20 protein-coding genes are annotated in these 23054 nt (G+C 59.2%); 10 read left to right on the plus strand and 10 right to left on the minus strand.

What is annotated here, in order from left to right:
* Positions 1-3: 3 nt before the first annotated feature.
* The 7 genes from ACP90_RS06885 (at position 4) to ACP90_RS06915 (ending at position 11588) form a co-directional block, all read left to right on the plus strand.
* Entirely contained in the window at positions 4-2265 is a 2262-nt protein-coding gene (locus tag ACP90_RS06885; RefSeq protein WP_062487528.1) for a hypothetical protein, read from the plus strand.
* Positions 2262-3599: a glycosyltransferase family 4 protein gene (locus ACP90_RS06890; protein WP_062487530.1), complete on the plus strand. Its 1338-nt coding sequence runs from the start codon at positions 2262-2264 to the stop codon at positions 3597-3599. Before ACP90_RS06885 ends, ACP90_RS06890 begins: the two co-directional genes overlap by 4 nt.
* 19 nt (positions 3600-3618) lie before the next feature.
* On the plus strand, positions 3619-4806 hold the full coding sequence (locus ACP90_RS06895) for a polysaccharide pyruvyl transferase family protein (protein WP_031270444.1): 1188 nt from the start codon (positions 3619-3621) through the stop codon (positions 4804-4806).
* Between the two features lie 234 nt (positions 4807-5040).
* On the plus strand, positions 5041-6570 hold the full coding sequence (locus ACP90_RS06900) for a DUF6212 domain-containing protein (protein ID WP_062487533.1): 1530 nt from the start codon (positions 5041-5043) through the stop codon (positions 6568-6570).
* Positions 6571-6576: 6 nt separating this feature from the next.
* Positions 6577-9378 carry a glycosyltransferase gene (locus ACP90_RS06905; RefSeq protein WP_023003333.1) on the plus strand — a complete coding sequence of 934 codons (2802 nt, stop codon included), beginning with the start codon at positions 6577-6579 and terminating at the stop codon, positions 9376-9378.
* A gap of 41 nt (positions 9379-9419) precedes the next feature.
* Positions 9420-10763 (plus strand): polysaccharide pyruvyl transferase family protein, encoded by a 1344-nt coding sequence (locus ACP90_RS06910; RefSeq protein ID WP_062487535.1) that lies wholly within the window; start codon positions 9420-9422, stop codon positions 10761-10763.
* A 15-nt stretch (positions 10764-10778) separates the two neighbouring features.
* Positions 10779-11588: a glycoside hydrolase family 16 protein gene (locus ACP90_RS06915; protein WP_062487537.1), complete on the plus strand. Its 810-nt coding sequence runs from the start codon at positions 10779-10781 to the stop codon at positions 11586-11588.
* Between the two features lie 76 nt (positions 11589-11664).
* Here ACP90_RS06915 and galE read toward each other — a convergent pair whose 3' ends face one another.
* Positions 11665-12693, minus strand: coding sequence for a UDP-glucose 4-epimerase GalE (gene galE / locus ACP90_RS06920; protein ID WP_062487539.1), 1029 nt, complete (start codon positions 12691-12693; stop codon positions 11665-11667).
* Positions 12694-13042: 349 nt separating this feature from the next.
* On the opposite strand from galE, the gene ACP90_RS06925 reads away from it, so the two are divergent.
* Positions 13043-13510, plus strand: a complete 468-nt coding sequence (locus ACP90_RS06925; RefSeq protein WP_145915719.1) for an ABZJ_00895 family protein — start codon at positions 13043-13045, stop codon at positions 13508-13510.
* Positions 13511-13656: 146 nt separating this feature from the next.
* On the opposite strand, the gene ACP90_RS06930 is transcribed toward ACP90_RS06925, so the two are convergent.
* From ACP90_RS06930 to ACP90_RS06945, 4 genes are all read right to left on the minus strand, one after another.
* Positions 13657-13890 (minus strand): hypothetical protein, encoded by a 234-nt coding sequence (locus ACP90_RS06930; protein ID WP_062487543.1) that lies wholly within the window; start codon positions 13888-13890, stop codon positions 13657-13659.
* Positions 13891-14040: 150 nt separating this feature from the next.
* A complete protein-coding gene (locus ACP90_RS06935; protein ID WP_062487545.1) occupies positions 14041-14940 on the minus strand; it encodes a hypothetical protein in 900 nt (299 codons plus the stop codon).
* A complete protein-coding gene (locus ACP90_RS06940; RefSeq protein ID WP_062487547.1) occupies positions 14937-15773 on the minus strand; it encodes a hypothetical protein in 837 nt (278 codons plus the stop codon). Before ACP90_RS06940 ends, ACP90_RS06935 begins: the two co-directional genes overlap by 4 nt.
* A 17-nt stretch (positions 15774-15790) precedes the next feature.
* Positions 15791-17104, minus strand: a complete 1314-nt coding sequence (locus tag ACP90_RS06945; protein ID WP_145915720.1) for an oligosaccharide flippase family protein — start codon at positions 17102-17104, stop codon at positions 15791-15793.
* Between the two features lie 245 nt (positions 17105-17349).
* Here ACP90_RS06945 and ACP90_RS28505 point away from each other — a divergent pair, with 245 nt between their 5' ends.
* Together ACP90_RS28505 and ACP90_RS06950 are read left to right on the plus strand one after the other, a co-directional pair.
* Positions 17350-17526 (plus strand): hypothetical protein, encoded by a 177-nt coding sequence (locus ACP90_RS28505; protein WP_023003345.1) that lies wholly within the window; start codon positions 17350-17352, stop codon positions 17524-17526.
* 50 nt (positions 17527-17576) lie between these two features.
* Positions 17577-18254, plus strand: a complete 678-nt coding sequence (locus tag ACP90_RS06950; RefSeq protein WP_082809685.1) for an SDR family oxidoreductase — start codon at positions 17577-17579, stop codon at positions 18252-18254.
* Between the two features lie 2 nt (positions 18255-18256).
* Here the strand turns inward: ACP90_RS06950 and ACP90_RS06955 are convergent, their stop codons facing one another.
* Genes ACP90_RS06955 through ACP90_RS06975 form a run of 5 tightly spaced genes read right to left on the minus strand, consistent with a single transcriptional unit; the run spans position 18257 to position 23019 of the window.
* Entirely contained in the window at positions 18257-18844 is a 588-nt protein-coding gene (locus ACP90_RS06955; RefSeq protein WP_145915721.1) for a hypothetical protein, read from the minus strand.
* A 31-nt stretch (positions 18845-18875) separates the two neighbouring features.
* Positions 18876-20303, minus strand: a complete 1428-nt coding sequence (gene hydA / locus ACP90_RS06960; protein WP_062487553.1) for a dihydropyrimidinase — start codon at positions 20301-20303, stop codon at positions 18876-18878.
* Entirely contained in the window at positions 20300-21583 is a 1284-nt protein-coding gene (locus ACP90_RS06965) for a cysteine desulfurase-like protein (protein WP_062487554.1), read from the minus strand. Before ACP90_RS06965 ends, hydA begins: the two co-directional genes overlap by 4 nt.
* Positions 21584-21610: 27 nt before the next feature.
* On the minus strand, positions 21611-22348 hold the full coding sequence (locus ACP90_RS06970; protein WP_062487556.1) for an amino acid ABC transporter ATP-binding protein: 738 nt from the start codon (positions 22346-22348) through the stop codon (positions 21611-21613).
* The gene (locus tag ACP90_RS06975) at positions 22348-23019 is read right to left on the minus strand and encodes an amino acid ABC transporter permease (protein ID WP_023003351.1); all 672 of its coding nucleotides are present in this window, start codon (positions 23017-23019) and stop codon (positions 22348-22350) included. The genes ACP90_RS06970 and ACP90_RS06975 overlap by 1 nt, the downstream gene beginning before the upstream one ends.
* Positions 23020-23054 lie beyond the last annotated feature (35 nt).

Raw genomic sequence — 23054 nt, forward strand, 5'->3', positions numbered from 1 at the left:
ACGATGGAGCCTGTCCTCACCCTGGAAGGCGTGAAGAAGCTGCCCGCGAGAGCGGAGCGGCAGGCACCCGCGCTGAAGGCGCAGGGGAGCGCAGGGGCGCAGGTTCCACTCGACGGTCATTCGGTTCTTTACGTCAACCTCGACCGCGAAACGCTGTTGATCGCCGGGGTGGGGGAAGCCTTTGCCGGCGGGGTGCCGGCTATCCTCAACGAAGACCCGAAGATGGTCGTACCCTGCACGGTGACGGTCCTGCCAGCCGGAAACGGCCTTTCGGGAAAAAAGCGTCCGTTCATCGCTATCCTGTCTCCGGTGCCAGGTTCTGCCACCCTGCCTGAGCGGGTGACGATCCGCAGCCAGGGGCATGCCTACCCCTATGGCGTCAGGCATCAGGCAGAAGATCTCAAGAGCTTCCTCAACAGTGTCGGTGAGCTGTCACCTCAATCGGTGCCGGACATCGTTGACGGCCTGGTCCAGGCATTGCTTGGCGCGGGAACCACACCTCAGGCAATGCAAACGGCCGCCAGACTTGTCGATGCTGTCGCGGGACGCGACGGTTTCATCGAGGTTCTGGGTGTCTTCGACGCCGGAGATATCTACCTCCAGGGGTGGGCCAAGGGCATGCCGGTGGGAACCAGCCGGGTGTTTGTTTTCGACGGCGCATTGAAACTCGGTCAGCTGGCCGGAAGTCTTTTCGAGCGCAAGGACACCGGTGGCAAGGCACATGGTTTTGCCGGTTTGCTCGAGGTTGAGGGCGGTCTTGATACCGCGCAACTTCGCAAGGTTTTCTTCCGTGGCCGCGCCGGATGGAGCGTGGTCGAGGTTCATGAACACAGGACGATGCCGCCGGCCCGGGCTCTTCCCTCCCACATACGGGCCCTTCTGCCGAAGCTCTCCCCCGCGGGTGACGGCAGGGCCCGGCTGGAGCTGGCGGGCCGGCGGTTCGATGGCCGGGAAACGGTTAGCGAGCTCGACGTCCCGGTTCGTGTCGGTATCGATTTCAGCGCTTCACTGGATCGAGCCGGCGTCCTGTTGTCGGGCTGGCTGCTTGATCCGGAAGACCGTGTCGAAACGGTCTTCCTGCGTTCGGGCTGCATGAGTTGTCGCCTCGATACGCGCTGGACGACACAGCTGCGGCCCGACGTGACGAGCGCTTTCGAAACATTGTCACCCTTTCTGAACGGGCCGGATGCACTGCAACGGCACGGGTTCCTTGTTCATGTACCTGCCGAGGAAATGTCCGGCACCGAGGGTACGTATCTGGAGATCGTGCTGAAAGATGGCAGGTCCGCCTTTGCTCCGCTGGCGCTTGGCAGGGCTTCGCCGCGTTCCGCGCTAAGGCGACTTCTTTCCGGGCTGGATCCGGCAACGGCATTTCGTCCTGACTTTCTGGAGCGCCATCTTCTGCCGGTTTTGCAGGCCAATGATGCGCCCGAACCAGCCGTCGTGGAGACGATCGACTTCGGGGCAGTGGATGAAAACGCCGCTTTCGCCGTTGTGATCGGTCTCGACGGAAATTTCGAGAAATCACGTGTCCTGCTGTCGCTGTGTGCGCTTGATCCGCTGCTGCGGAGCGCGCCGGTGGTCCTGGTTGCCTCGCAGGGTGACGCGCTGGAGCAGGTTGAAGACTTCAGGCAACTTGCCGGTTTCTACGGTCTCGCCGTCCGCCTGGTGCTGGCGGACCACGTCGAGGACGCGCTCGATGCGCTTCAGGCGGGCGTCGAGGCCTCACCTGCGGAGACGATTGTTTGTCTGTCTTCCGGCGTGTTGCCGCGCGGCCCGGGCTGGCTGGAGCCGCTGCTTGCGGCGTTTCAGGCACAGGATGCTACCTGTATTGCGGCGCCCACGCTGCTCTATGAAGACGAAACCATCAGATGGGGCGGTGCCTGGATCGAGCCGGAAGATGGCCGCTATCTGTTGAAGCAACATTATCTCGGTTACCCGCGCCGGACACTTCATGGCGCGGATGTCAGCCCTGTTGCCGCGGCACCGTTCGATTGCTGTGTGCTGCCGAGATCGGCCCTGGCGGAAGCGGGGGGCTTTTCAAGGAAATATCTAGGCACGGACGAGAAAGGGCTCGATGCCGCCCTGCGGCTGAAACTGTCAGGCATCGGTTCGCTCTGGGTACCTCGGGTGGAGATGATCCACGCCGAGGACGGTCGCCCGGGAGAGCGGTCCTGGAAAAAACTGGTTTCCGAACTCGATCGCCGCAGTTTCGAGCGAACCTGGTCTCCGTTTCTTGCTGACCTGGCAGAGGATATCCGATGACGGCTGCTCACGAGGAAAGAACACCTTCCAAGGCCGCGGCTCTGCGCGTGCTCGTCATTTCTCACGGCCATCCGACACTGTCACTCGGCGGCGCGGAAGTGGCTTCCTACAATCTGCACCAGGGCCTGAAGGCCCTGCCGGGAACACAATCGTTCTTCCTGGCGCGGGTTGGTGACGGCTATCCGCGGCACGGCCAGTCCGCGCTGATGGGGGTCGATGACGCCGATGACGAGCTGCTTTTTCACGCTGACGACTACGACCCGTTCCTGGTATCCAACCGCAACACCGGAGACCTGCACAGGGACCTGCGGCGGTTTGTGCGCACCCTGCGTCCGGACGTGGTGCATTTCCATCATTTCATCGGCTTCGGGCTAGAGACACTCTACACGGTGCGCGACGCCTTGCCGGACGCCACCATTCTGGTGACTTTCCACGAGTTCCTGTCCATCTGCCATCATCATGGGCAAATGGTCAAAGCAGGTGGCCATAAACTCTGCGAGGCGGCCACGCCGATTGCCTGCAACGGTTGCTTTCCGGAGATTTCGCCAGCCAGTTTCCTGCGCCGGCGGCAGTTCATCAAGTCCATGCTCGGGCTAGCCGATGGCTACATCTCGCCCAGCCGTTTCCTGGCGGACCGCTATGTCGCCTGGGGGCTGCCGGCGGACAAGATGTCCGTTATCGAAAACGGCCTGAACGTGAGCGAACAGGCGGCGCAGCGTTCCGTGGCAGCCGGTGGCCGGCGGAACCGTTTCGCGTTCTTCGGCCAGATGACGCCCTACAAGGGGGTGGATGTACTTCTGGATGCAGTCCAGCGAGTTCCCGAAAGCATCTGGGGGGAAGATGCCACGCTGACCATTCATGGCGGCAATCTTGAACGTCAGCCCGAAGCGTTTCGCAGTCGAATTTCAGAGCTTCTGGAAGCGGCAGGATCACGCGTGCGCTTCGCCGGCAGCTACCAGAACAAGGATATGCCGTCGCTGATCCGGCAAACGGACTGGGTGATGATGCCGTCCGTATGGTGGGAGAACTCACCTGTGATCATTCAGGAAGCGTTCTTCCATGGGCGTCCGGTTATCTGCAGCGGCATCGGTGGCATGGCCGAAAAGGTTCGCGACAAGGTCGATGGACTGCATGCCCGGCCGGCAAGCCCGGAAGACCTGGCGGACCGCATGGCCGAGGCCTTGCGCGATCCGGGTCTGTGGCAGCGTCTGCGGACGGGCATCAGACCACCCAAAACGCATCTCGAAAGTGCCGGCGAGCACGTGACCCTTTATCGCGAGGTTCTAGATGGCGGCCTCGCGTCTCGTCCCGGTGCCCTCAAGCAAAGCGCCTGAGAAGACAAAGGAATATGGAATGACACGCGTTCTGGTGATGATACCGTCCGGCGAAGTCTACGATCACAACAATGTCCGCTGGTACAGCCATCAGGACATTCAGCGCAACCTGAACCACTATCACAATATCGGCGATGCCTTCGTTTTCGATTCCTCGCTGAAACTGCTGAAGTACGACAGGCTCGAAACCCTGACGATCCGCGAATTCAACCCGGCGGAAGTTGACCGGTTGCGGGATGAATTCGACTATGTCGTGTTGCGCGGGTCCAACTACATTCACGGCGAGATGGACTGGGAAATGGCGGAGCAGGTGCTGCGCCGGCTCGGGCTTCCGGTTCTGGCTTTCGGGATTGGTGCCCAGGCGCCGGTCGACGGCAAGCTTGTGCTGTCGGATGCCACGAAGAATGTCCTGCGCCTGATCGCAGGTTCGACGACATCTGTCGGCGTTCGCGGTGCCTACACCGCCGAGGTGCTGGAAGACATCGGAATTTCCAACACGCGGATCATCGGTTGCCCGACGGCATTTCGCCACAACGACCCCGGTCTGAGGATCACGCTGCCCGAGATCGACCGCATCCGGAAAGTCGGCCTGACCGTGCGGCGCGAAGTGTCGCCGGCATACGCCAGGGATATCCGGCAGTATCTCACGTTCCATCGCGACCTGATCAAGTCGGTTGCGGCCCGCTTCGATACCGTTCTGATGGCGCAAGGCGAGCTGGAGGAAAAGAAGCTGGTACTTGGAACGCCTGCGCAAAAGGACCAGGCGATTTCCTCGCTTCGGGAGAATGCCTGGGTTGGCGAGTGGTATCTGGACGACGACATCGAGTGCCTCTACCGCAACTCCATGTTCTATTCCGACGTTGTCGCGGACTATGATGCCTGCGTCAAAGCCTGCGACCTGGTGCTCGGGTATCGCCTCCATGGCAACCTGATGGCTTTGGCCAATGGCGTCCCGGCGCTTTATTTCACCTACGACAGCCGCACGCGCGAATTTGCGGAGACGTTCCGAATCCCGAGCTTCGACGTCTTCAGCGAGAAGGTGTTCCGCCTGAGCGACTATTGGGATCAGGGCCTCTTTGACCGGTTCAACCGGGCCTATGAGGCCACCTATTACGCCATGGGTGACTTCCTGAGCGAAAACAATGTGCCGCATGTCATGCGGGAGCGCGCGCCGGCGCAGCAGCGGAAGGTGGTGGCTCTCATGTAGCTTGAAAAGAATATCATTTCGAATTTTGAAGTATTTTATTCGTATTATTTGAGTAATATTGCGATAGAAATTCATCTATATTTTGTGAAAAGCAATAAGTAGATAAATATATTTACATAATTCTATGTTGCGCCGCATTATTGTCACAAACAAACATAAATCTTGTGCATGTATATTAGTTGAGCAAGCGGATCTCCGGCAGGGGGACGCTTCACAGTTCAGATGGGGGCTTGCATGACAGTCGTGGCTACACAAGACACGTTTCCCGTTCACAACGCTACGCGTGAGATGCTGCTGCTGAAGGAGCTGACCTTGATCGTCGTGGGCGTATCAAGGCAGGACATTCCCGGGCCGTTGCTCGAGGCGGTCAAGACGGTCTGGTTTGAGGGTGTCGAGGACGACTACGCCCTGTTTTCCGACGAGAGTGCCGGCCGGTACCAGGTGTCGGAAGCGCCGCTTCTGCCACTGGCCGTGATCGTGGATCCGGCTGCAATGGATGCAAAGGACGAACTGCACAAATGGATGCAGCAACGCGGTGTGGTTCAGTTGCCACCGGTTATCGGTTGGGGTCGTGGCGGTGAAGTGGAGGCTGTCTCCTCGATGGTCGGGCTGGTTGCCGATCATGTGAAATCGGGTGCACGGCGCCTGGTTCTGTCCAGCAAGGAGCTGAAGACACTTCGCAGCCTGAACGACGACCTGCAGAACCGGTTTGCCGCACTTGAAGCGTTCCTCAACCGGCATGGTCTGCAGCCGCTGGATCTCCTGTTCAGCAACGAACCGGCCGAAAACCCGCTCAATCCGAATGTGCTGGCAAGTGCCTCCGTCGATGGTGTCAGCCAGATCCTGCCGGTGCCCAGCTCCGGTGTCAGCGGAGTGGCGGTGCATGTCGAACAGACCGGCAGCCGTCCCGACATCAAGCTGCGTGCCCAGTTGATGACGCTGGAGGACCAGAGGATCGTCGATACCTGGCATTTCTCCAGTGGCGATCTGTCCACGGGCTGGAACATCTTCGGCCTGTCGCGCTCGACTGCGGGCCTGCGCAGAACGCTGGAGTTCCGCATGCAGGTTGAAGAGACCGAGGACGAGGTACCGCTTCTGTCCGTCGGTGGTCTGCAGCCGGTCGAAATGTTCCATGTGCGCGATGCCGCCAACGGCTTGTCGGTCCTCAAGAACAGTCTCGCCCTTCAGGTGTGGGGTGGCATTCCGGGCGTTTCCATGCCGCCGCACGCCAACTACATTCCGGCGCAGTCGCAACAGGTGAACCTGGACGAAGGCTTCCGTGACATGCCGATCGCCCCGGGCATCCTGGAGCACGCAAGCCTTGCCAACTCCGATGAGGTGTCCTTCGATTTCGAAGCGATCATGCCGTTGCCGACGGAACGCGCCATCGGCTGTCACCCGCCTGCGGAAGGCATGACCATCGGGCAACTTCCGGCAGCTTGTCCGCCGCAGGTGATCCGCATGTCTGCAAAGGCGTTCATCGACAACAGCCGCGCCGCCGATATCGATTTCGCCATTGTGGTTGCCAAGGACCTTGGCGCGGCCAAGGCGCTCTTCAAGGGAGAGCGTGAACAGTCGGTCGGCGAGGCCTTTTCCGGCTGGAAAACCGTCAGCTACGGCGAGACGGCACATCTGAGCGCCTTTGCAGGTGAACGGATCGGGGTCTGGCAGAATGTCTATTTTGCCACCCGGATGAACGAAACGACCGGTAACGATTTTGCCTGGGCGAAATTCGCCAACTTCCGCGCTGTCGTGAGCGGGTAGGCCGGCATGCTCCAGCACACTGGATCAAGACCGGGCTTGCCGAATGTGCGTTACGCACAGTTCGGCGGTTCCGGCACGGCCTCGGCCACGGTCGCCATCGTCATTCCGGTCTACAAGCACTCGGTCCTTCTGACCGAGGCCATCGACGCGGCATTGGCCCAGCAGGCGCCGTTCAACATCGCGGTCGTGATCGTTGACGATGGTTGTCCCTTTCCCGAAACGGGGCAAACGGGCCGGGCCTATGCGCTCGCCTACGACAATGTCTATTACCTGCGGAAGGCCAACGGCGGTCTGAGTTCTGCACGCAACTACGGCATCGACTTTGCCCTGCGCAGCTTCTCCGATCTGGAAGCGGTCTATTTCCTGGATGCCGACAACCGGATCACGCCCTCGGCGATCCGCGTTCTTCTCGACTTCATGAAATCCAGTGACGGTGTGGATTGGGTCTATCCCAATATCGACAAGTTCGGGATCGAGTGGAACGGCAACTATACGGCGGAATATTCGCGCCTTCTGCATGTGACCTTCGACAATATCTGCGAGGCCGGCAGCCTGGTCTCCAGATCCCTCCTCGACGCCGGGGTTCGTTTCGACGAGAGCATGAAGTCCGGCTTCGAGGATTGGGATTTCTGGCTGCAGGCGATTTCTCACGGCTTCAAGGGAGCGAACTATCCCTTCTTCGGCTTCGAGTACCGCCAGCGTGCCGAAAGCATGTTGCGCGATTCCAACCGAACCCGTGACAGCATCCTTGGATACATCAAGGACAAGCACAAGAAGCTGTTCTCCACCGAGACGCTGCTTGGGTGGGAGCATGAGGAAGCACCACGGTTTGTCGCATTCGGAGCAGATACCTACCTGGTCGATCTCTTCACCGATCCTGTCGTTGCGCACAAGAAGCGCAGCATCGAGGAATTCGTGAAGACCTTCTGGGCAGCGCAGGCCGAACCGGAAACCTACGGTGTGCCTCCGTTCTGGCTGTGGATGTCGCCGGCACACAGGGACGCGCTGAAAAGCTGCGGTCTGCTGCACAACGTCTTGTGGCTGACCGAGCGCCTGTCGGCGTCCCATCATTTTGTCGCGCTTCGGTTCGAAAGCGACAAGGACCGGCTGGCGATCGAGGTGAACGAGCTGGGCGAAGGCAAGGAACTTGCCAAGAAGCCGCTTGGCTGGATGTGCTCGCTCGACATCATGAAGCAATGTGTTGAGGACAAGTCCGACGACTGGATCCGGACATTGAGAGGTGCCAATCCGGCACCGAAGATAGCCGAAGTCGTTGTGCGTGGACCGTTCTCGGCGGAAGACATTCAGGGCACCGCCCTGTCTGCCACCAACAGCCTTCTGGCCACGCTGGGGGCCCTGCGCGAGTCCGGCTATCGCCACGGGCCCGGTGAACGCTGGATCTGGCGTTCCGCCTACTTCCCGAACCGCAGCAAGTATTTCGAGCTGCTGCGGCACAGTGCGGGAGCAGCCCCGATCATGCCGCGTCTTGGCCGTGAGGGCGCGCCCCTCAGGGTCGGTCTGTTGTTGCCGATCGCCACGTTCGGCGGTGTCGAGAAGGTTGCCTACGCGGCTGCCCGGGTTCTGAAAAAAGCCGGGTGCGAAGTCCACCTCTATGTGTTCGGAAAGCCGGTCTACAACCATATTTCCGACAACGACGGGGTGTTCGACACCATCAACTTTCTGGCCGACGACTATCCTCTGTGGGGTGGTCCCAACATGTTCTCCGGCCACGAGTTGCTGATGGGGCATGACGAAAACGCGCGGGCCGAACAGGTTCTCGGGTTCCTGTCCGGCCTTGATGTGGTGATCAACAACCAGCTTGCCCCGGCCAATGCCATTTTCGGCGAACTTCGCCGGCGCGGGGTCAAGGTCGTCAACTACGTGCATGTGCTGGACAGTTCCGAACTCGGCCGTCCGGCAGGCCATCCCTACCTGACGCTTGCCTATGAGCACATCTACGACAGTGTGCTGACCTGTTCGCGGGACATGGCCGAGTGGCTGCACGGCATGGGCGTGCCTGTTGCCAAGCTGCTTCATATTCCGAATGCCGCCGGTTACCCGATGGCACCGGAAGAGGCCAAACGGCTGTCGGACAACCGTCAGCAAGACCGCGATGGCCGCCTGCGGGCCGTGTTCCTGGGCAGGCTGGACAGGCAGAAAGGCATCGAGCGGATCTTTGCTGCGGCTCGTGCCCTGAAGCGCAAGGGTGTCGACATCGACTGGCGCATCGTCGGTTCCGACGTCATGGACGCCGGGGCAGGCGGTTCCTGGAAGGAGCGGTTTGCCGAACTCGGTATCCGGGTCGATCCGCCGATCTATGACAGTCGCAGGCTCAGCCGATTGCTGGCCTGGGCCGATGCCTTCGTGTTGCCGTCCAGATGGGAAGGTGCGCCGCTCACGATTATCGAGGCACAACGCCTTGGCTGTGTGCCTGTCGCCACCGATGTGGGGGCCGTAAGCGAGCTGATCGAGAACAAGGTTGATGGCCTGTTGCTGCGCTCTTCTGACGATGGCGTGGTGACCCATGATCTGATCACCGCGCTCGAAACACTGGCAAAGTCGGAAAGGCTGCTTCGAACCCTTTCGACCAACGCGTCGCAGCGCAGTGCAGAGCGCAGTTGGGAAAAGAGCCTGCAGCCGTTCCTGCGGCAATTGCACAACTGGTTCCCGGATCGCCTGCAAAGCATCCGCCGAACCAAGGCGCCGGTGGCGCAGATTTCCAGTTCATCCGAAACGACCGTCCGGGGGAGTGCCGCTGACGGAGCAACGCTCTGGCAGCAACGCGGACGTCAGACGTCCGTCCGGTAATCGAAGGGCCCGAGCCCACATTTTTGAAAGGTGCAGTTCACATGAAGAAGCTCTTCGTTCTCAACGGCGGCGCTGCCGTCAAGCCGGGCAACAAGTCGGCATTCCTGAAAATCGATGATCCCCTGTCGACCTTTGCACGCGGCGGGATCAACACGGGTGACGTTCTCGTCTATGACGCGATGTTGAAGGCACTTGCGTACGACCAGATCACCAACGTGCAGTTCGCCCATGCGGCCGACGAGAAACTCTGGCCGACCGACGATTATGACGCAACCGTCATTCGCGGATCCAACTACCTCACGGAGACGGTCGATATCGGCAATGTCATTCCGCTCCTGAAGAAGCTCAAGGGACCGATCGTCCCGGTGGGTGTCGGCGCCCAGGCGGCGAAATACAAGAAGCTGGAAATGCCGAAAGGCAGCATCGAGGCCTGGAAGATCATCGCCGACAAATGCGAAACGATCGGCGTACGCGGTGTCTACAGCGCCGAGGTCTTCAACGACATCGGCATCAAGAACATCCGGATCATCGGCTGCCCGAGCTTCTACCGCAATCTGAGGCCGTCCATCGAGATCAAGCCGCTGGATCCGGCCAACGCTCGTGTCGGCCTGACGCTGAACAAGTATCTTTCCGCCGACTATGCGTCCAACGCCACCAAGACCAACCGCATGCAACGGGCGCTCATCGAGGCTGTGGCCAAGCGGCCGGCCAATCGTCTCTATTCCCAGGGTGAGCGCGAGGAAACGCTGGCAATTTTCGAGACCGGCGAAGCCAAGCAGAAGCACATCCGTTCGATCCTCGGAAAGTACAATCTGGAGGGCGACAAGGATGTCGAGGCGCTGATGAGCGAGCGGATGCAGGCATTCTTCGACGTTGATGAATGGGCGGCAGATGCGCGGGACAATGTCGATGTTCTGGTCGGCTTCCGCCTCCACGGCAACGTCATCGGCCTGCACCAGGGCATTCCCGCCGTGTTCTTCACCTACGATTCCCGCATTCGCGAATTGTCGACGCTGTTCGCGATCCCTTCCGTCGAGATCGAAGACTACATGCCGATCAACCTGGAAAAGATCTTCGAGAGCGCCGACTTCTCAAAGGTTCAGCATGTCTACCGGCTGAATTATGCCGAGTACCATCGCTTCCTCACCGAGAACGGCCTCAACCATGTGCTCGCAAAACCGGTGGCCTCGCCGCCTGAGCAGCCTCTGGTCAAGCCGAACCTTGTGAAGATCGACCAGACGACCGAGGAAGTAACCGACTGGTTCCGGGGCGAGGTCGATTTCATGACCGGTGAGATCGAGACCTTGCGCAGCCGCGCGTGGAACCTGGAGCTGAAGCTTCGCGAGAAGACATCGCCGGACGCCGGCGCGAAACTGGCGAGCTGACCGGTTCGCGGGATCATGACACGACCCGGACCTGTGTTGAGCCGTCGCCGGTTTCTGACCGCCGCGGCAGCCGGTGGCATGGCGGGTGCGGCGCTTCTTGCGTCGCCCCGCAGCTTGCTGGCTCTGACCTCGAACGACCTGCCTGCCCCTCTGCAGCGGATGGACGGCGACTGGCAGCTGACCTTCCAGGATGATTTCGACGACTTCCACCGGTTTCAGCAAACCTGGGACCGCATGCGCATCGGAGGGGACGGTCATCCGACCATGCGCTACCCGAAAAACGTAGTGATGCGGGAAGGCGAACTCGACCTCAAGCTCGGCCATCAGGCCGATCCGAAACGGCCTTTCACGGGAGGCTACGTTCGGACCCGGACCTTCCGCCAGACTTACGGCTATTTCGAGTGCGAGATGCGCATCGCGCGCGAGGCCGGTGTCAACAATGCCTTCTGGCTGAAATCCGATCGCGAGACGGAGGGCGACACACATTTCGAACTGGATGTGGCCGAAGTCAAATATCCGAATATCGTTCAGGTCTCAGCCCGCCGGTGGCGCCCGGAAAAGAAGGTGCTTGCCGCAAGTTACCGGGCGCATATTCGGCTGGACGACACCTTTCACCGCTATGGGATGCTCTGGACCCGGCAGGGATTTCGTTTCTACGTCGACGACATGGAGGTCTTTGACGCACCCAACGATTTTGCTCACACGCCAGCGCTGTTACTTCTCAGCAATGCGGTCGCGCCCTTTGCCGGCAAGAACGATGGCGACGTTGCCGGTGCTGCAACCAGTATCCGCACCGTGAGAGTGTTTCAGAACACTTCAGCCTAGAAACGAGTGGCATCTGCCAATGAATTGAGCCGGCAAGACCGCTTGCCGGCTCAAACATGTCAGGCGTCAGACCTGGTCAGGCGACGGTTTCGTAGCCGCGCGGGTTCTTGCAGACCCAGTTCCAGGTGTCGCGGCACATGTCTTCAAGGCCGCGCTCGGCCTTCCAGTTGAGCAGTTTTTCCGCAAATTCCGTGTTCGCGAAACACTGCGCCACATCGCCTTCCCGGCGGGGAGCGATGGAGTAGCGGATCTGTCTGTTGGAGGCCCGCTCGAATGCCTTGACCATCTCCAGCACACTGTAGCCGATGCCGGTGCCAAGGTTGACCGCAAAACAATTGGACGGGGCGGAGCCTGATCCGAGCACTTCATGTGCCCTCAGATGGCCTTCGACCAGATCGATGACATGGATGTAGTCGCGGATGCCGGTTCCGTCCGGCGTGTCGTAGTCGTTGCCGAATACTGAAAGCTCCTCCCGGCGGCCGTCCGCGACCTGGGTGATGAACGGCATGAGATTGTTCGGGATGCCTTGCGGATCTTCGCCCACCAGCCCGCTTTCATGCGCGCCGACCGGGTTGAAATAGCGCAGGATGCCGAAGCGCCAGGAGGGGTCGCTCGCAGCGACATCGCGCAGCATTTCCTCGATCATCAGCTTGGTGCGGCCGTAAGGATTGACCGCGCTCGTCGGGTGATCTTCGGTCAGGGGCAGGAATTGCGGGTCGCCGTAAACGGTCGCCGAGGACGAGAAGATCATTTGCTTCACGCCGCAATTGGCCATCGCCGACAGCAGGCGATGAGTTCCCACGACGTTGTTGTCGTAATAGGCGAGGGGGATCTTGGTGGATTCACCAACCGCTTTCAGGCCGGCAAAATGCACCACCGCCGTACAGCGGTACTGCTTGAGGATTTCCTCCATCCGCGACTGATCCCGGATATCGGCTGTTTCCAGAGATACCTTCGCACCGGTGATGGCTGCTACCCGCTCGAGACTGACCTGGCTCGCGTTGGACATGTTGTCCACCACAACGATGTCGTGCCCGGCCTGAAGAAAAGCCACGCAGCAATGCGAGCCGATATAACCGGCACCGCCGGTAATGAGTACAGTCATCCAAACCTCTTTTGGCTTCGACGGAGAAAATGGAAAGGAAATTCAGCCCAGAATATCAAACGATTATTGTTGTTCGATGTCATGCATTCATCAGTATTTGTTGGGCTGAAATAAGGCTTCAAGATCGAGGCAAAATGAACATATTTTCGTGGCGTTTTGAAGTGTTACCTGGCGATTTTGTCGTCAATGCAAGTGGTTCTGGAAATTGCAACTTAAGATTTAGCTTCTATAAGCCGGACGGCCGTCGCTGGAATTCTCCACTATGGAATGCCGGGGCGGGGCCGCATGGGGCATGTTTTGCCTGTCCCGGTGCTATCAAAAAAAGTGTTTTCAAGTCCTGGGGGCTATTGTGCAGAAAACTGTTGGATTGGTAAGATTTGCGTTGGTGTACACAGGGCTGTTGATCGCCCTGGCTATTTTCAGTGTCATTCTGGAAACGCTAACCGGCATCAGCGTGAGCGGTTCGGTGAACCAGATCGGTGCCGTGTTGGGCGCTTCAAGCGACGCAGGGCGACACTTTTACAAAAAGTACGAAATCATCCCCGACAGCGGTTTCGCCTGGCGGGCCGCTTTTCAGATGACGCTTGTTGAACTGGCCATTTCGGTAGCTATTACCGGGGTGTTCGTATGGTTTCTTCTTTCGCAAGGCGAACTTGCGAATGGGCTAGGCTCCCTCATGGTCATTGTGGTGCCGCTGCTGATCTTTGTGTTCGCAATTTCCCTGGTTGCGAAACGGTACATGTTTACGAGCGGTGCTCGACATGCAGAAAAAGCCCACCTGAGAAAGCAGGAACAGAGCAGTACTGTTTTCGAGTGAAGTGGAAACCTGTCTGGAGACTTCGCAGGGCGCCGCCGCCTTCAGGTGAAAACCAAGGCGGCAGCTCCAGTGGAGATTACCCGGTCGGACGTCCGGAGCATCGATACAGGGTTCAGTGAGGCAGGAAGGCCAATGGCAGCTTCGTGTCAGGAAGCCGCGAAGGTGACCTTCACACCGCGCTGGCGAAAGTAGGCCTGCAAAAGCTTGCGTCCGGACCGGTTGTTCTGGACGAGCTTTGCCGGATCAAAAACGGCTTCCTTCTGGCCCTCGCGTTTCAACGCTTCCTTGAGAGCAGCGATATGCAGGTCGATATCTTCGTTGTCGGCCTGCAGGGATTCATAAACGCGGTTCGTTGCTTCCGCTACGGTCAGTTCGCTCAATGGTGCATTCCCGATATTGTTTAGCTGGCGATTACCACACTTTCCGACCTGATCCAAAGGGAGTTGATCCTTTCCAATCTTCACGCCTTCGGATGATCGCTGGCAAAGCGGCGCAGGCACCACTTTGCCAGGCTGGTAAATCTCAGCGCTCTACACCCACTGCGAAAGGGCGGCGCGAACATGGGGATCTCCATCGTCGCGAACCAGGCCTACATCCTCGGCGAGATGCTTGCTGTTGGGCAACAGGGATTGCCAGGCCAGTGCCCGCACCTGCGGCGTGTCATGATGTCTTGCAATGTCGCGCAAGGCCTCATGAAGATCGGTATCGCCCATAGCCGCTGCTGTTTCGAACAACGCGCGCTCCTGCGCCTGGCGATCGACATTCCCGGCAATGAGTTTGCCGAAGACACCTTCCGGCGTTTCTTCCAGGGTCATCTCGTATTGCCGGCGGTGTGCCGGATAGGTCTTGGGCAGGAGCAGGTTGATCGACGCGGAGATCGAGGGCGCCGGAAGCTGCGTGTGAATATCGCGGCTGCCGTAATAGTACATCACCTTGCCTGGCGGCAGCCCAGTTTCCTCCTGAAACCTCAAGGGAACAAGTTCCCCCGGGACGCCGCGCACGTTCTCGTATTCGTAGTCGTACAACTGGGTGCGGTACCCGGGACCGAAAGCGCCGACCGTGAAGAAATCGAAGCTGTGATCATGGGTTTCGTAATAGGAAAAGATTTCGGGGGGATGTTGAGGGCTTGGCGGCATCCACAGGACGGCACGCAGGGAATACCCGTCGCCCTTGTGCAGCATCAAGGTTGACGGTTTGAAATCGTTGTCGACCTGGTAGTTCAGAAAATCCGCCAGACCATCGACAAGCAGACCGCGCAGCACATCGGGATCGCGTGCCAATGCAGCCATCCATTCGGCAACGCGCGACATTGCTTCCGGAGTGTAGCGGGAGGCGCGAAGATCCGGAACAATGCCCGATGCCTCAAGCCTTTCAACGAACTGATCAAGTGTCAGGATTTCTTTCCCTTCGGGAAAATATGTCTCGGTCATGCCGCATCCCCGTCCATTGTTCTTGCAAGGGTTGCTCGCGCCGCTTCGCGAAGCGACGCATCGCGGTCGCTGTGCGCCATTTGGTGCAAAGCGGTAAGAGCCTGCTGTGGCGCACAGCGATGAAGCAGCTTCAAGGCATCCCAGCGTGCAAAACCCGCCATGTTCGAATGCACCATTTTGGCCAGTGGTTCTTCAAGTCCGTCGATCTGTTGCATGGCCTGAAGCAGTTGGAGAACCATCTGCATGCGTGAGGCATGCAGATCGGTACTGACCTGCTGCAGTGGCTCCAGTGTGTCGCGGTCGAAAGTCCAGGTGCTGTGGGCCCGGGGTGGGGAATGCACGATCAACAACGGCGCAATCGGCGTGGCGGCGGCAATGTCGATGATGTCGCCGAACGCCGGGGCGTCATAGACGTCATGCGCCTTCAGCACGAGGTCGCTGTCCCGGCGCTTGAGGCTGGGCGGGCGTTGATGAAGGTTGTTGCGATCCAGCCCGCACTCCAGCCGCGGTATGTGCACGTCATTTGGTGACAGGTTCAACACGAAGGCATCAAATTCATTGGCGGTGTAGACCGGTTGCCGGCCACCTTGTCCACTGAAGCGCAGCATCAGGCTGAACTGATCGGTCCGGCACAGGTAGACGTTGCCTTCCCGCTGTGCCGGCAAGCTGCCGCGTTCGCGCACAACGTGCAGCAGATCCAGCAACAGGCCGTTTATGCGTTGCGGATCGAGTGACCGCAGAATGCTGCCCAATTCGATGAATGAATCTATTTCGCCAGAAGGTGGGGTAAGGGCCTCGATCAAGTGTTGATATGGATTGTCTGTCTTCATCATCACACCTCCGCGTTGTTTCAAATGACGCTCAGGGGACGGATCTCCGGAAGCCGCCTTCGAGCAAAAGCATAGGATATCAAACCCTTGCCCGCCAAGACCAAACCGGTCACGGCGGCCATGCCGTTGTATGAAAAGAGATAGGTGGCGATGAACCCGCCCCCGAGCACGATAACGAGACTGACCGTCGAGATGCGGGTCGCGACCTGTTCGTGACCCATGGTCTGCAGGATCACGAGGGACTGCCGCGTCAAGGCTTCAATGAAGGCTCCAGCAGCAACCATCGCGAGTGCAGTCGTTGCTTCGGAGAACCCCGGGCCAAAGGCATTCAGTATGAAATGTCCGCCGATTAGCATCCCGACCAGGAGCAGTGAGCAGATCCCCAGGACGACGGCATTCGACTCGTTGATTGCCTTTTGCAATTTGGGACATTGCGACCGGTCGTCCGCGGCAGCACCGCACAACGGGCGGATCATGAAGGATATGGTGGTCGGGATAAGCTGCATGATGCGCACCACCAGCAGGACTGCCGCATATAAACTCGTGGCGGCTTCGTTCGGCGAGGCGATTTCGACGATGAACAGGTCGAGGTGCCACAACATCAGTGAATTGACCCGCATGATCAGCATTCGATTGCTGGTCCGTGACCAGGCCCTGTGGTGTTCGGGGGATGCACCCCGCGCCGGTGTCCACCATGCACCGTATATCTCGGGCTCAACGGTCCGAAAGATGACGGCATGCAGGAGTCCCAGGAACACAAACGATACCACGAGGATACCGATCATGACGCTGCTGCTCGAGACCGACAGCCGCAGCCCGTACACTGCCGCGGCGACACAGAAAAGCAGCACGAGATGAAGGGCCAGCGAGCCCAGGATGCTCCCGGTTCGCGGGTACCCGCTGGCGACGAGATATCGGTCGGTCAGAAGCGAAAGTGCGGCAATCGGGGCAATCCAGATACTGTGAAAAGCCAGATGGTACTCTTCGAAGCGCTTGTAATCGGCCAGGTGTGTGGCAAGTGCGATTGCCAGAAACACTGCATAGACTGCTAGGATGATTGAAAAGCCGAAGCGTATCCGGCTGCGGTTCCAGGCACAGTAAGCCCGAATACCCTCGAGGTTCACCGTTTTGCGCATGGTGGGCAGGTAGCGCGAAGCCACCATATCCGTTCCGGACAGTGACAGGGAGGCCAGCAGGGACAAGAGGGCGAATGCAACCTGATAGTCTCCGAAGAGCTCGGTCCCGAGCATGTTGGACAGAAGCAGGTTCGTCAGGAGAGCCAACCCGTAGCCGGCTATGCTGATCACGGCCAATTGCACCGGTCTCGATGTCATGCAGAGACCCGCGATATCGGCATCCACGCCAAAACGTGCCGCTTCCGTTGAAATTCGAGCCCGTCAGTTGCCTTCGACACGCAGTCTTCCTGTTGATCGTTTCCGGTTGCAATTTATCAGACTATCGCCGTCCGGTAGCTGAAGTCGCTTTTAGAAAATTCACCACATCGCGAGATCGCTCTGGACAATCTAGTAGGTATGAGTGCAGGATTGAAACTGCAAATTGCAAACAAGGAGCACTAGATATGTCTGAAGCGAAAGCAAATATCGAGCGCAATACCGAAGTTGAAGCCGACATCGAGTTTGTCGATCCGTCGGAAACCGTTGCACTTGCCGGCTCCACGCCGCGCCAGTTGACGGGGCAAGAAGCAGGTCGTGTGGTCGGATTTGGCTGCGACGAGGATAAAACCACAGGTCGCTGATACCGGGTCTGCCGTTTTGGCTTCCCGGTTGAATCAGTACCGATAAACGCATGTCACGAATTTTGCTGACAGGCGCAAGTGGTCGGGTTGGGCGAGCGTTGATCGAACGCCTTGCCAGCCCGGAATTCGAGTTTGCCCTGGTCGGGCGCAGTGCGGAGTCTCTTCGGCAATTGTCGGATGAGATACACGCCAGGGGCGGATCCGCCCACATCATTGAAGCAAATCTCTCTTCAAAAACCACAACCGAAACTGTTGTCCGGCAGGCGGCAACTGCAATGGGCGGGCTCGACGTCCTGATCCATGGTGCGGCGGCATATGGGTTCCAGCCCTTCGCTCCGTCTTCACCGGAGCTGCTGCTGCGCGTGCTGGAAACCAGTCTTCAGTCCGCCATCCTTCTTACCCACGCCGCCATTCCGGCGTTGAAGCTTTCAAACAACGCCGTCGTCGTGCAGATCGCGTCTACCGCCGGTCTTCGGCCCGTTAGTGAAGCCGTTGTCTACAGCGCAGCCAAGGCGGGAATGATCGCGTTCGGCCAGGCCCTGCGGCCAGAGGTGGAGGGGCTGGGTATTGCCCTGCACACTGTCATACCGGGACAATTGCAGCTTCAGCCCGGGGGCGCCGGGCTTCCGCCCGCACATGTTGCCCAATGCATTCATGAGCTGATCCTGCAGCGGGCAGCCGGTTGCGCCGGAAGCGATGTCATTCTGGACGAGACGCCTTCCGAATAATCCTATGGATCGTCGCAGCCGTTGTATTTGCCACCTTTTCTGGCCTCGACGAATGTCTTCCAGTCACGCCAGCCCTGGGCACAATGAAAGCCCCATTCCCTCACGCGCGGCCCCGTGATGAAGAGGGTCCAGGCCGGTTCGGTGAGAACGGGAGACAAACGGTGCGCGAAGCGGGATTTACGGAGTACGACATCTCCGGCACGCAGTTTGCGCACCTTCTCGCCTTTACGGGCAGCGAAAGTCTCATCGATCGTGCCGGCCAGCATGATCGACACGCTCGGCCAGGGGTGGTCGTGCAGGGCTGCCTCGTCGTCAGCTCGTACGACATTGTGTAAATAAGCGTTGATGAGCGGGTTCTTCGGCCACAAGCGCCAGCGGAAAATATACGGGGCGTCCGGATCACCCACTAACTGATCAGGCGGCCTGTCGACAGGCAGGAGCCGCCTTTTTAGCCGGGAGGCTAAAGCAGACATTCGGATCATCTGAAAATCCTCGCCGACCTGACCGTCGGTGTCAATCCAGATCCCTTCCCGGTTGAAATGGTCTGCGTTTCTTTTTCCGGGTTTTGGCCCGGCATCATCAGCCGCCAACAGCGACACGCCGGATGATGCCGGGCAGGACTTACAGGCTGGTTTCGCCGTTGATCAGATTGCTCCGTTTACGGGGAAGATATCTGCCCCGGCCCTTGCCAAGAACGGGCACACCTTTTTCCATCACCAGGTCGCCGCGCAGAAGAACCTTCACGGGCCATCCGGTCACCTCCATGCCTTCGTAAGGCGTGTAGTCGGCGCCATGGCCGAGGTCGTCGTTGGTGATGGTTTTCCTGAGTTCCGGATCCCACAGGGTCAGATCGGCATCCGAACCGACCGCGATGGTGCCTTTCTGCGGATAGAGACCATACAGCTTGGCGTGATTGGTGGACGTCAGCGCAACGAAGCGGTTGAGGTCGATCCGGCCGGTCTTGACGCCTTCGGAGAACAATATCGGCAGTCTGGTCGCAACGCCCGGAATGCCGTTCGGGATCCATCTGAAGGACTGCATTCCCTTCTCGGTCTTCTTGCCGCCGGGGTCGTCAAACCGGAACGGGCAGTGGTCGGAAGAGTAAAGGTCGAACACGCCGTTTTCCAGACCGGACCAGCAGGCGTCCTGGCTTTCCTTGTCTCTGGGAGGAGGCGAGCAGACGAACTTCGCACCCTCGAAATCCTCAAGATCCAGATCGTCTGCCGTCAGAACGAGGTATTGCGGGCAGGTTTCACCGGCGATCTTCTGGCCTCTCAGCCTTGCACGCGAGATTTCCTCCATCGCTTCGCGGTTCGAAACATGGACGATGACGATCGGGGTATCGACGATTTCGGCCAGCGACAGGGCACGATGTGTTGCCTCTCGCTCTGCCGCGATCGGACGAGACGTGGCGTGGTGGTACGGGGCGGTGTCGCCATCTGCTTCACGCCGTCCGATCAGATAGCGGATGGCATCTTCGTTTTCGCAATGAACCAGCACGACCTGTCTGGAGCGTTTGGCCGCGTCCAGCGTTGCCAGGATCTCGTCGTCGCGCAGGCGCAGGCCTTCGTAGGTCATGAACACCTTGATCGACGTATAGCCTTCTTCCGCAAGTGCCGGCATTTCCTGGCCAAGCACATGGGGCGTCGGGTCGGAGACGATCATGTGAAAACTGATGTCGGTGAAACAGTTGCCCTCTGCGAGGGCATGATATCCCTTCAACGCCTCGCGCAGGGTGTCGCCTTTCTGCTGAAGGCAGAAAGGCATTACCGTCGTGTTCCCGCCAAGAAGCGCCGACCTTGTTCCGCTTTCGAAATCGTCCGCCATGACAATGCCTTCACCTGACGGCTGCGCGATATGGACGTGACTGTCAATGCCGCCCGGCATCACGAGCAAGCCGGTCGCGTCGATGGTCGTGGCTGCTTCCTGCAGATCACGCCCGATTGCCACGATCTTGCCATCCGTAATGCCGATGTCTGCCTGATAGACATCGGCAGCGGTGACGATGGTGCCACCGCGCACCACTGTGTCGAAGGAGGGCGCCGTCATGCCGATGCTTTTACAGGTGCTGTTCCGGACGCTTTTTGACCGAGGGTTTCATCCAGGGCGTTGGTCAGGCGATCGACTTCTTCTAGCGTGTTGTAATGGACCATGGACAGGCGCACGACGCCTCCGGCTTGGGCCAGCCCGAGGCCTTCGATCAGGCGCCGGGAATGGAAATCACCATGGCGGATCGCAACATGGTATTCGTCGATCTTCCGGCACAGTGCCTCCGGAGCCCAGCCTTTTGCCGTGAAGCTGATGGTTGCGATCCTGTTGCCGTTTCCAACCGTATCACGCCCGACAATCGTGATGTCCGGGTGTTGCTTGGCCCAGTCGAGAAAGCGCTGGGTCAAGGCAATCTCTTGCGCCGCGATGGCAGAAAAGGCGGTCTCGATCAGGGCGCGCGGCTCTGACGAGGCAGGGGCTCCGCATCGTTTCCCGAGTTCCTGCAGATAGGCTGTGATGGCTGTCAGCGAATAGGCAAGTTCATAATTCGGATTGCCTGCTTCCAGTTTTCCCGGGACTTTGTCCTTGCCGTAAAAATAGTGGTAGAGCGTGTCCAGCTCCAGAAGGTGGTCGTATTTGCCGTACATCATCGCGATGTGCGGACCGAAGGTCTTGTACAGGCTGAAGATGTAGTAATCGACGTTCAGTTCCTGCACGTCGATCGCCCGGTGCGGCGCATAGGCGACCGCGTCGACGCACAGTCTGGCACCTCTGTGATGCACATAATCGGCGATTTCGCGAACGGGATTAACTTCACCCAGGATGTTGGAAACGTGGTGGACCGCAACGAGCCTGGTGCGTTCGTTCATCAGTTTGCCGAGATCATCCAGGTGCAGGGTCAGGCTGTCCTTGTCGAGCTGCCAGAAGATCACCTTGATGCCGAATTCCTCGAGCCGCAGCCAGGGGCCGATATTGGATTCATGGTCAGCGTTGGTCACGATCACCTCGTCCCCCGGGGCCAACTGGCGGCGCATGGATTCGACAAGGTTCTGCATCAGCACGGTGGTGGAATGGCCGAAGACGATCTCTTCGGGACGGGAGGCGTTGACCAGAAGCTGACCGGCCTTGCGCGCTTCCAGGAGGGCTGCCGCGGCGGCCTTCGAAACTTCGTAGCTACCGCCGATCTGAACGTTTTTTTCGAGCAGGAATTGTTTGATCCGCTCGACTGCCTGGTTGAGGATCTGCGATCCGCCGGCATTGTCGAAAAAGACCCAGTCCGATTTCAGTCCCGGAAATTGATCCCGGACCCAGGCGATGTCCAGTTGTGCATTGTTTGGCATGGTTGGCTCCAGCAAAGGCAGTAAATTTCAGTGGTTGAGGACCGCGCTTAGAAAATTGCGGGTTCTTTGTTCTTTCGGGGTGTCGAAAATCTGCGCCGGCGTTCCGGTTTCCACGATCCGGCCGCCATCCATGAAGATCACCCTGTCGGCCACCTGGCGGGCAAAGCCCATTTCATGGGTGACCACGACCATGGTCACGCCGGTTCCGGCAAGCTGGCGCATGACGTCGAGAACTTCGCCCACCATTTCCGGATCGAGCGCCGAGGTCGGTTCATCGAACAGGAGCACCTTGGGTTCCATTGCCAGTGCGCGGGCAATGGCAACACGTTGCTGCTGACCGCCGGACAGTTGGCCGGGAAACTTGTCTGCCTGTTCGGCAATGCCGACGCGGGCCAACAGTTCGCGGGCCTTCGTGGCAGCCTCCGCAGCCGGTGTCCTGCGCACGCGCATCGGGGCCAGCATCACGTTCTTCAGGACAGTCATGTGCGGGAAAAGATTGAACGACTGGAACACCATGCCAACCTCGGCGCGGACCTGGCCCAGTGTCGGTCCGGGCTGCACCGGAATGCCGTCGACCCGAATGCTGCCCTTGTCGGAATAGCTCTCCAGAAGGTTGATGCACCGGATCAGCGTGGATTTGCCGGACCCGGACGGGCCGATGACACAGACAACCTCGCCTTCGCCGATCGCCAGGTCTATGTCGCTGAGCGCGGCAAAGGCGCCGTAGTGCTTGGTAACGTTCTCGATTTCGATGATGTTTCGCATCACGCACTCCTCCGCCCGAGCCGGTTTTCAAAGCGCGAGACCAGGGCAACCAAAGGCCACAGGAACGCGAGATAGATGATGGCGGCGCCGATCAGGGGCGTGGGGTTGGCGGCAAGGGCCTGGGCCTGGGTCGCCTGCTTGAGAAGGTCCGGCATGGCAACGACGGAGGCCAATGCGGTGTCCTTCATCACGTTGATGCAGTTGTTCGTCAGTGGCGGGATAACGATCTTGATGGCCTGCGGCAGCACGACGTCGACCATCATGTCCTTGTAGGACAGGCCAAGTGCGCGCGAGGCTTCAAACTGTCCGACGGGAATCGCCTGAATGCCCGCCCGAAAGATTTCTGCGGTATAGGCGCCGGACACGAGCGTCAGCGCGAGCGTGGCGGACAGGAATGGTGACAGTCTGATGCCGACGAATGGAAGGGCGTAGTAGACGACGATCAGGAGTACGAGCAGCGGGATTGACCGGAAGATGTCGATATAGATGGCGGCCGGTACACGTATCCAGGGTGAGCCGTACATGCGCACAAGGGAAAGGCAAAGCCCGAGAACGAGGCCGGCAACGATACTGGTTGCCCCGATTTGCAAGGTTACGACAAGGCCGCTCATGAGGAGCGGAAACGTTCGGATGAAGACCGGAACGTTGAAGAACGTTTCGAAGAGGTCCATGAAAAGTCCGGAAGAATGGCTGGAATCAGGGAAGG

This window comes from Labrenzia sp. CP4 (genome assembly GCF_001579905.1).
Taxonomy (GTDB): domain Bacteria; phylum Pseudomonadota; class Alphaproteobacteria; order Rhizobiales; family Stappiaceae; genus Roseibium; species Roseibium algicola.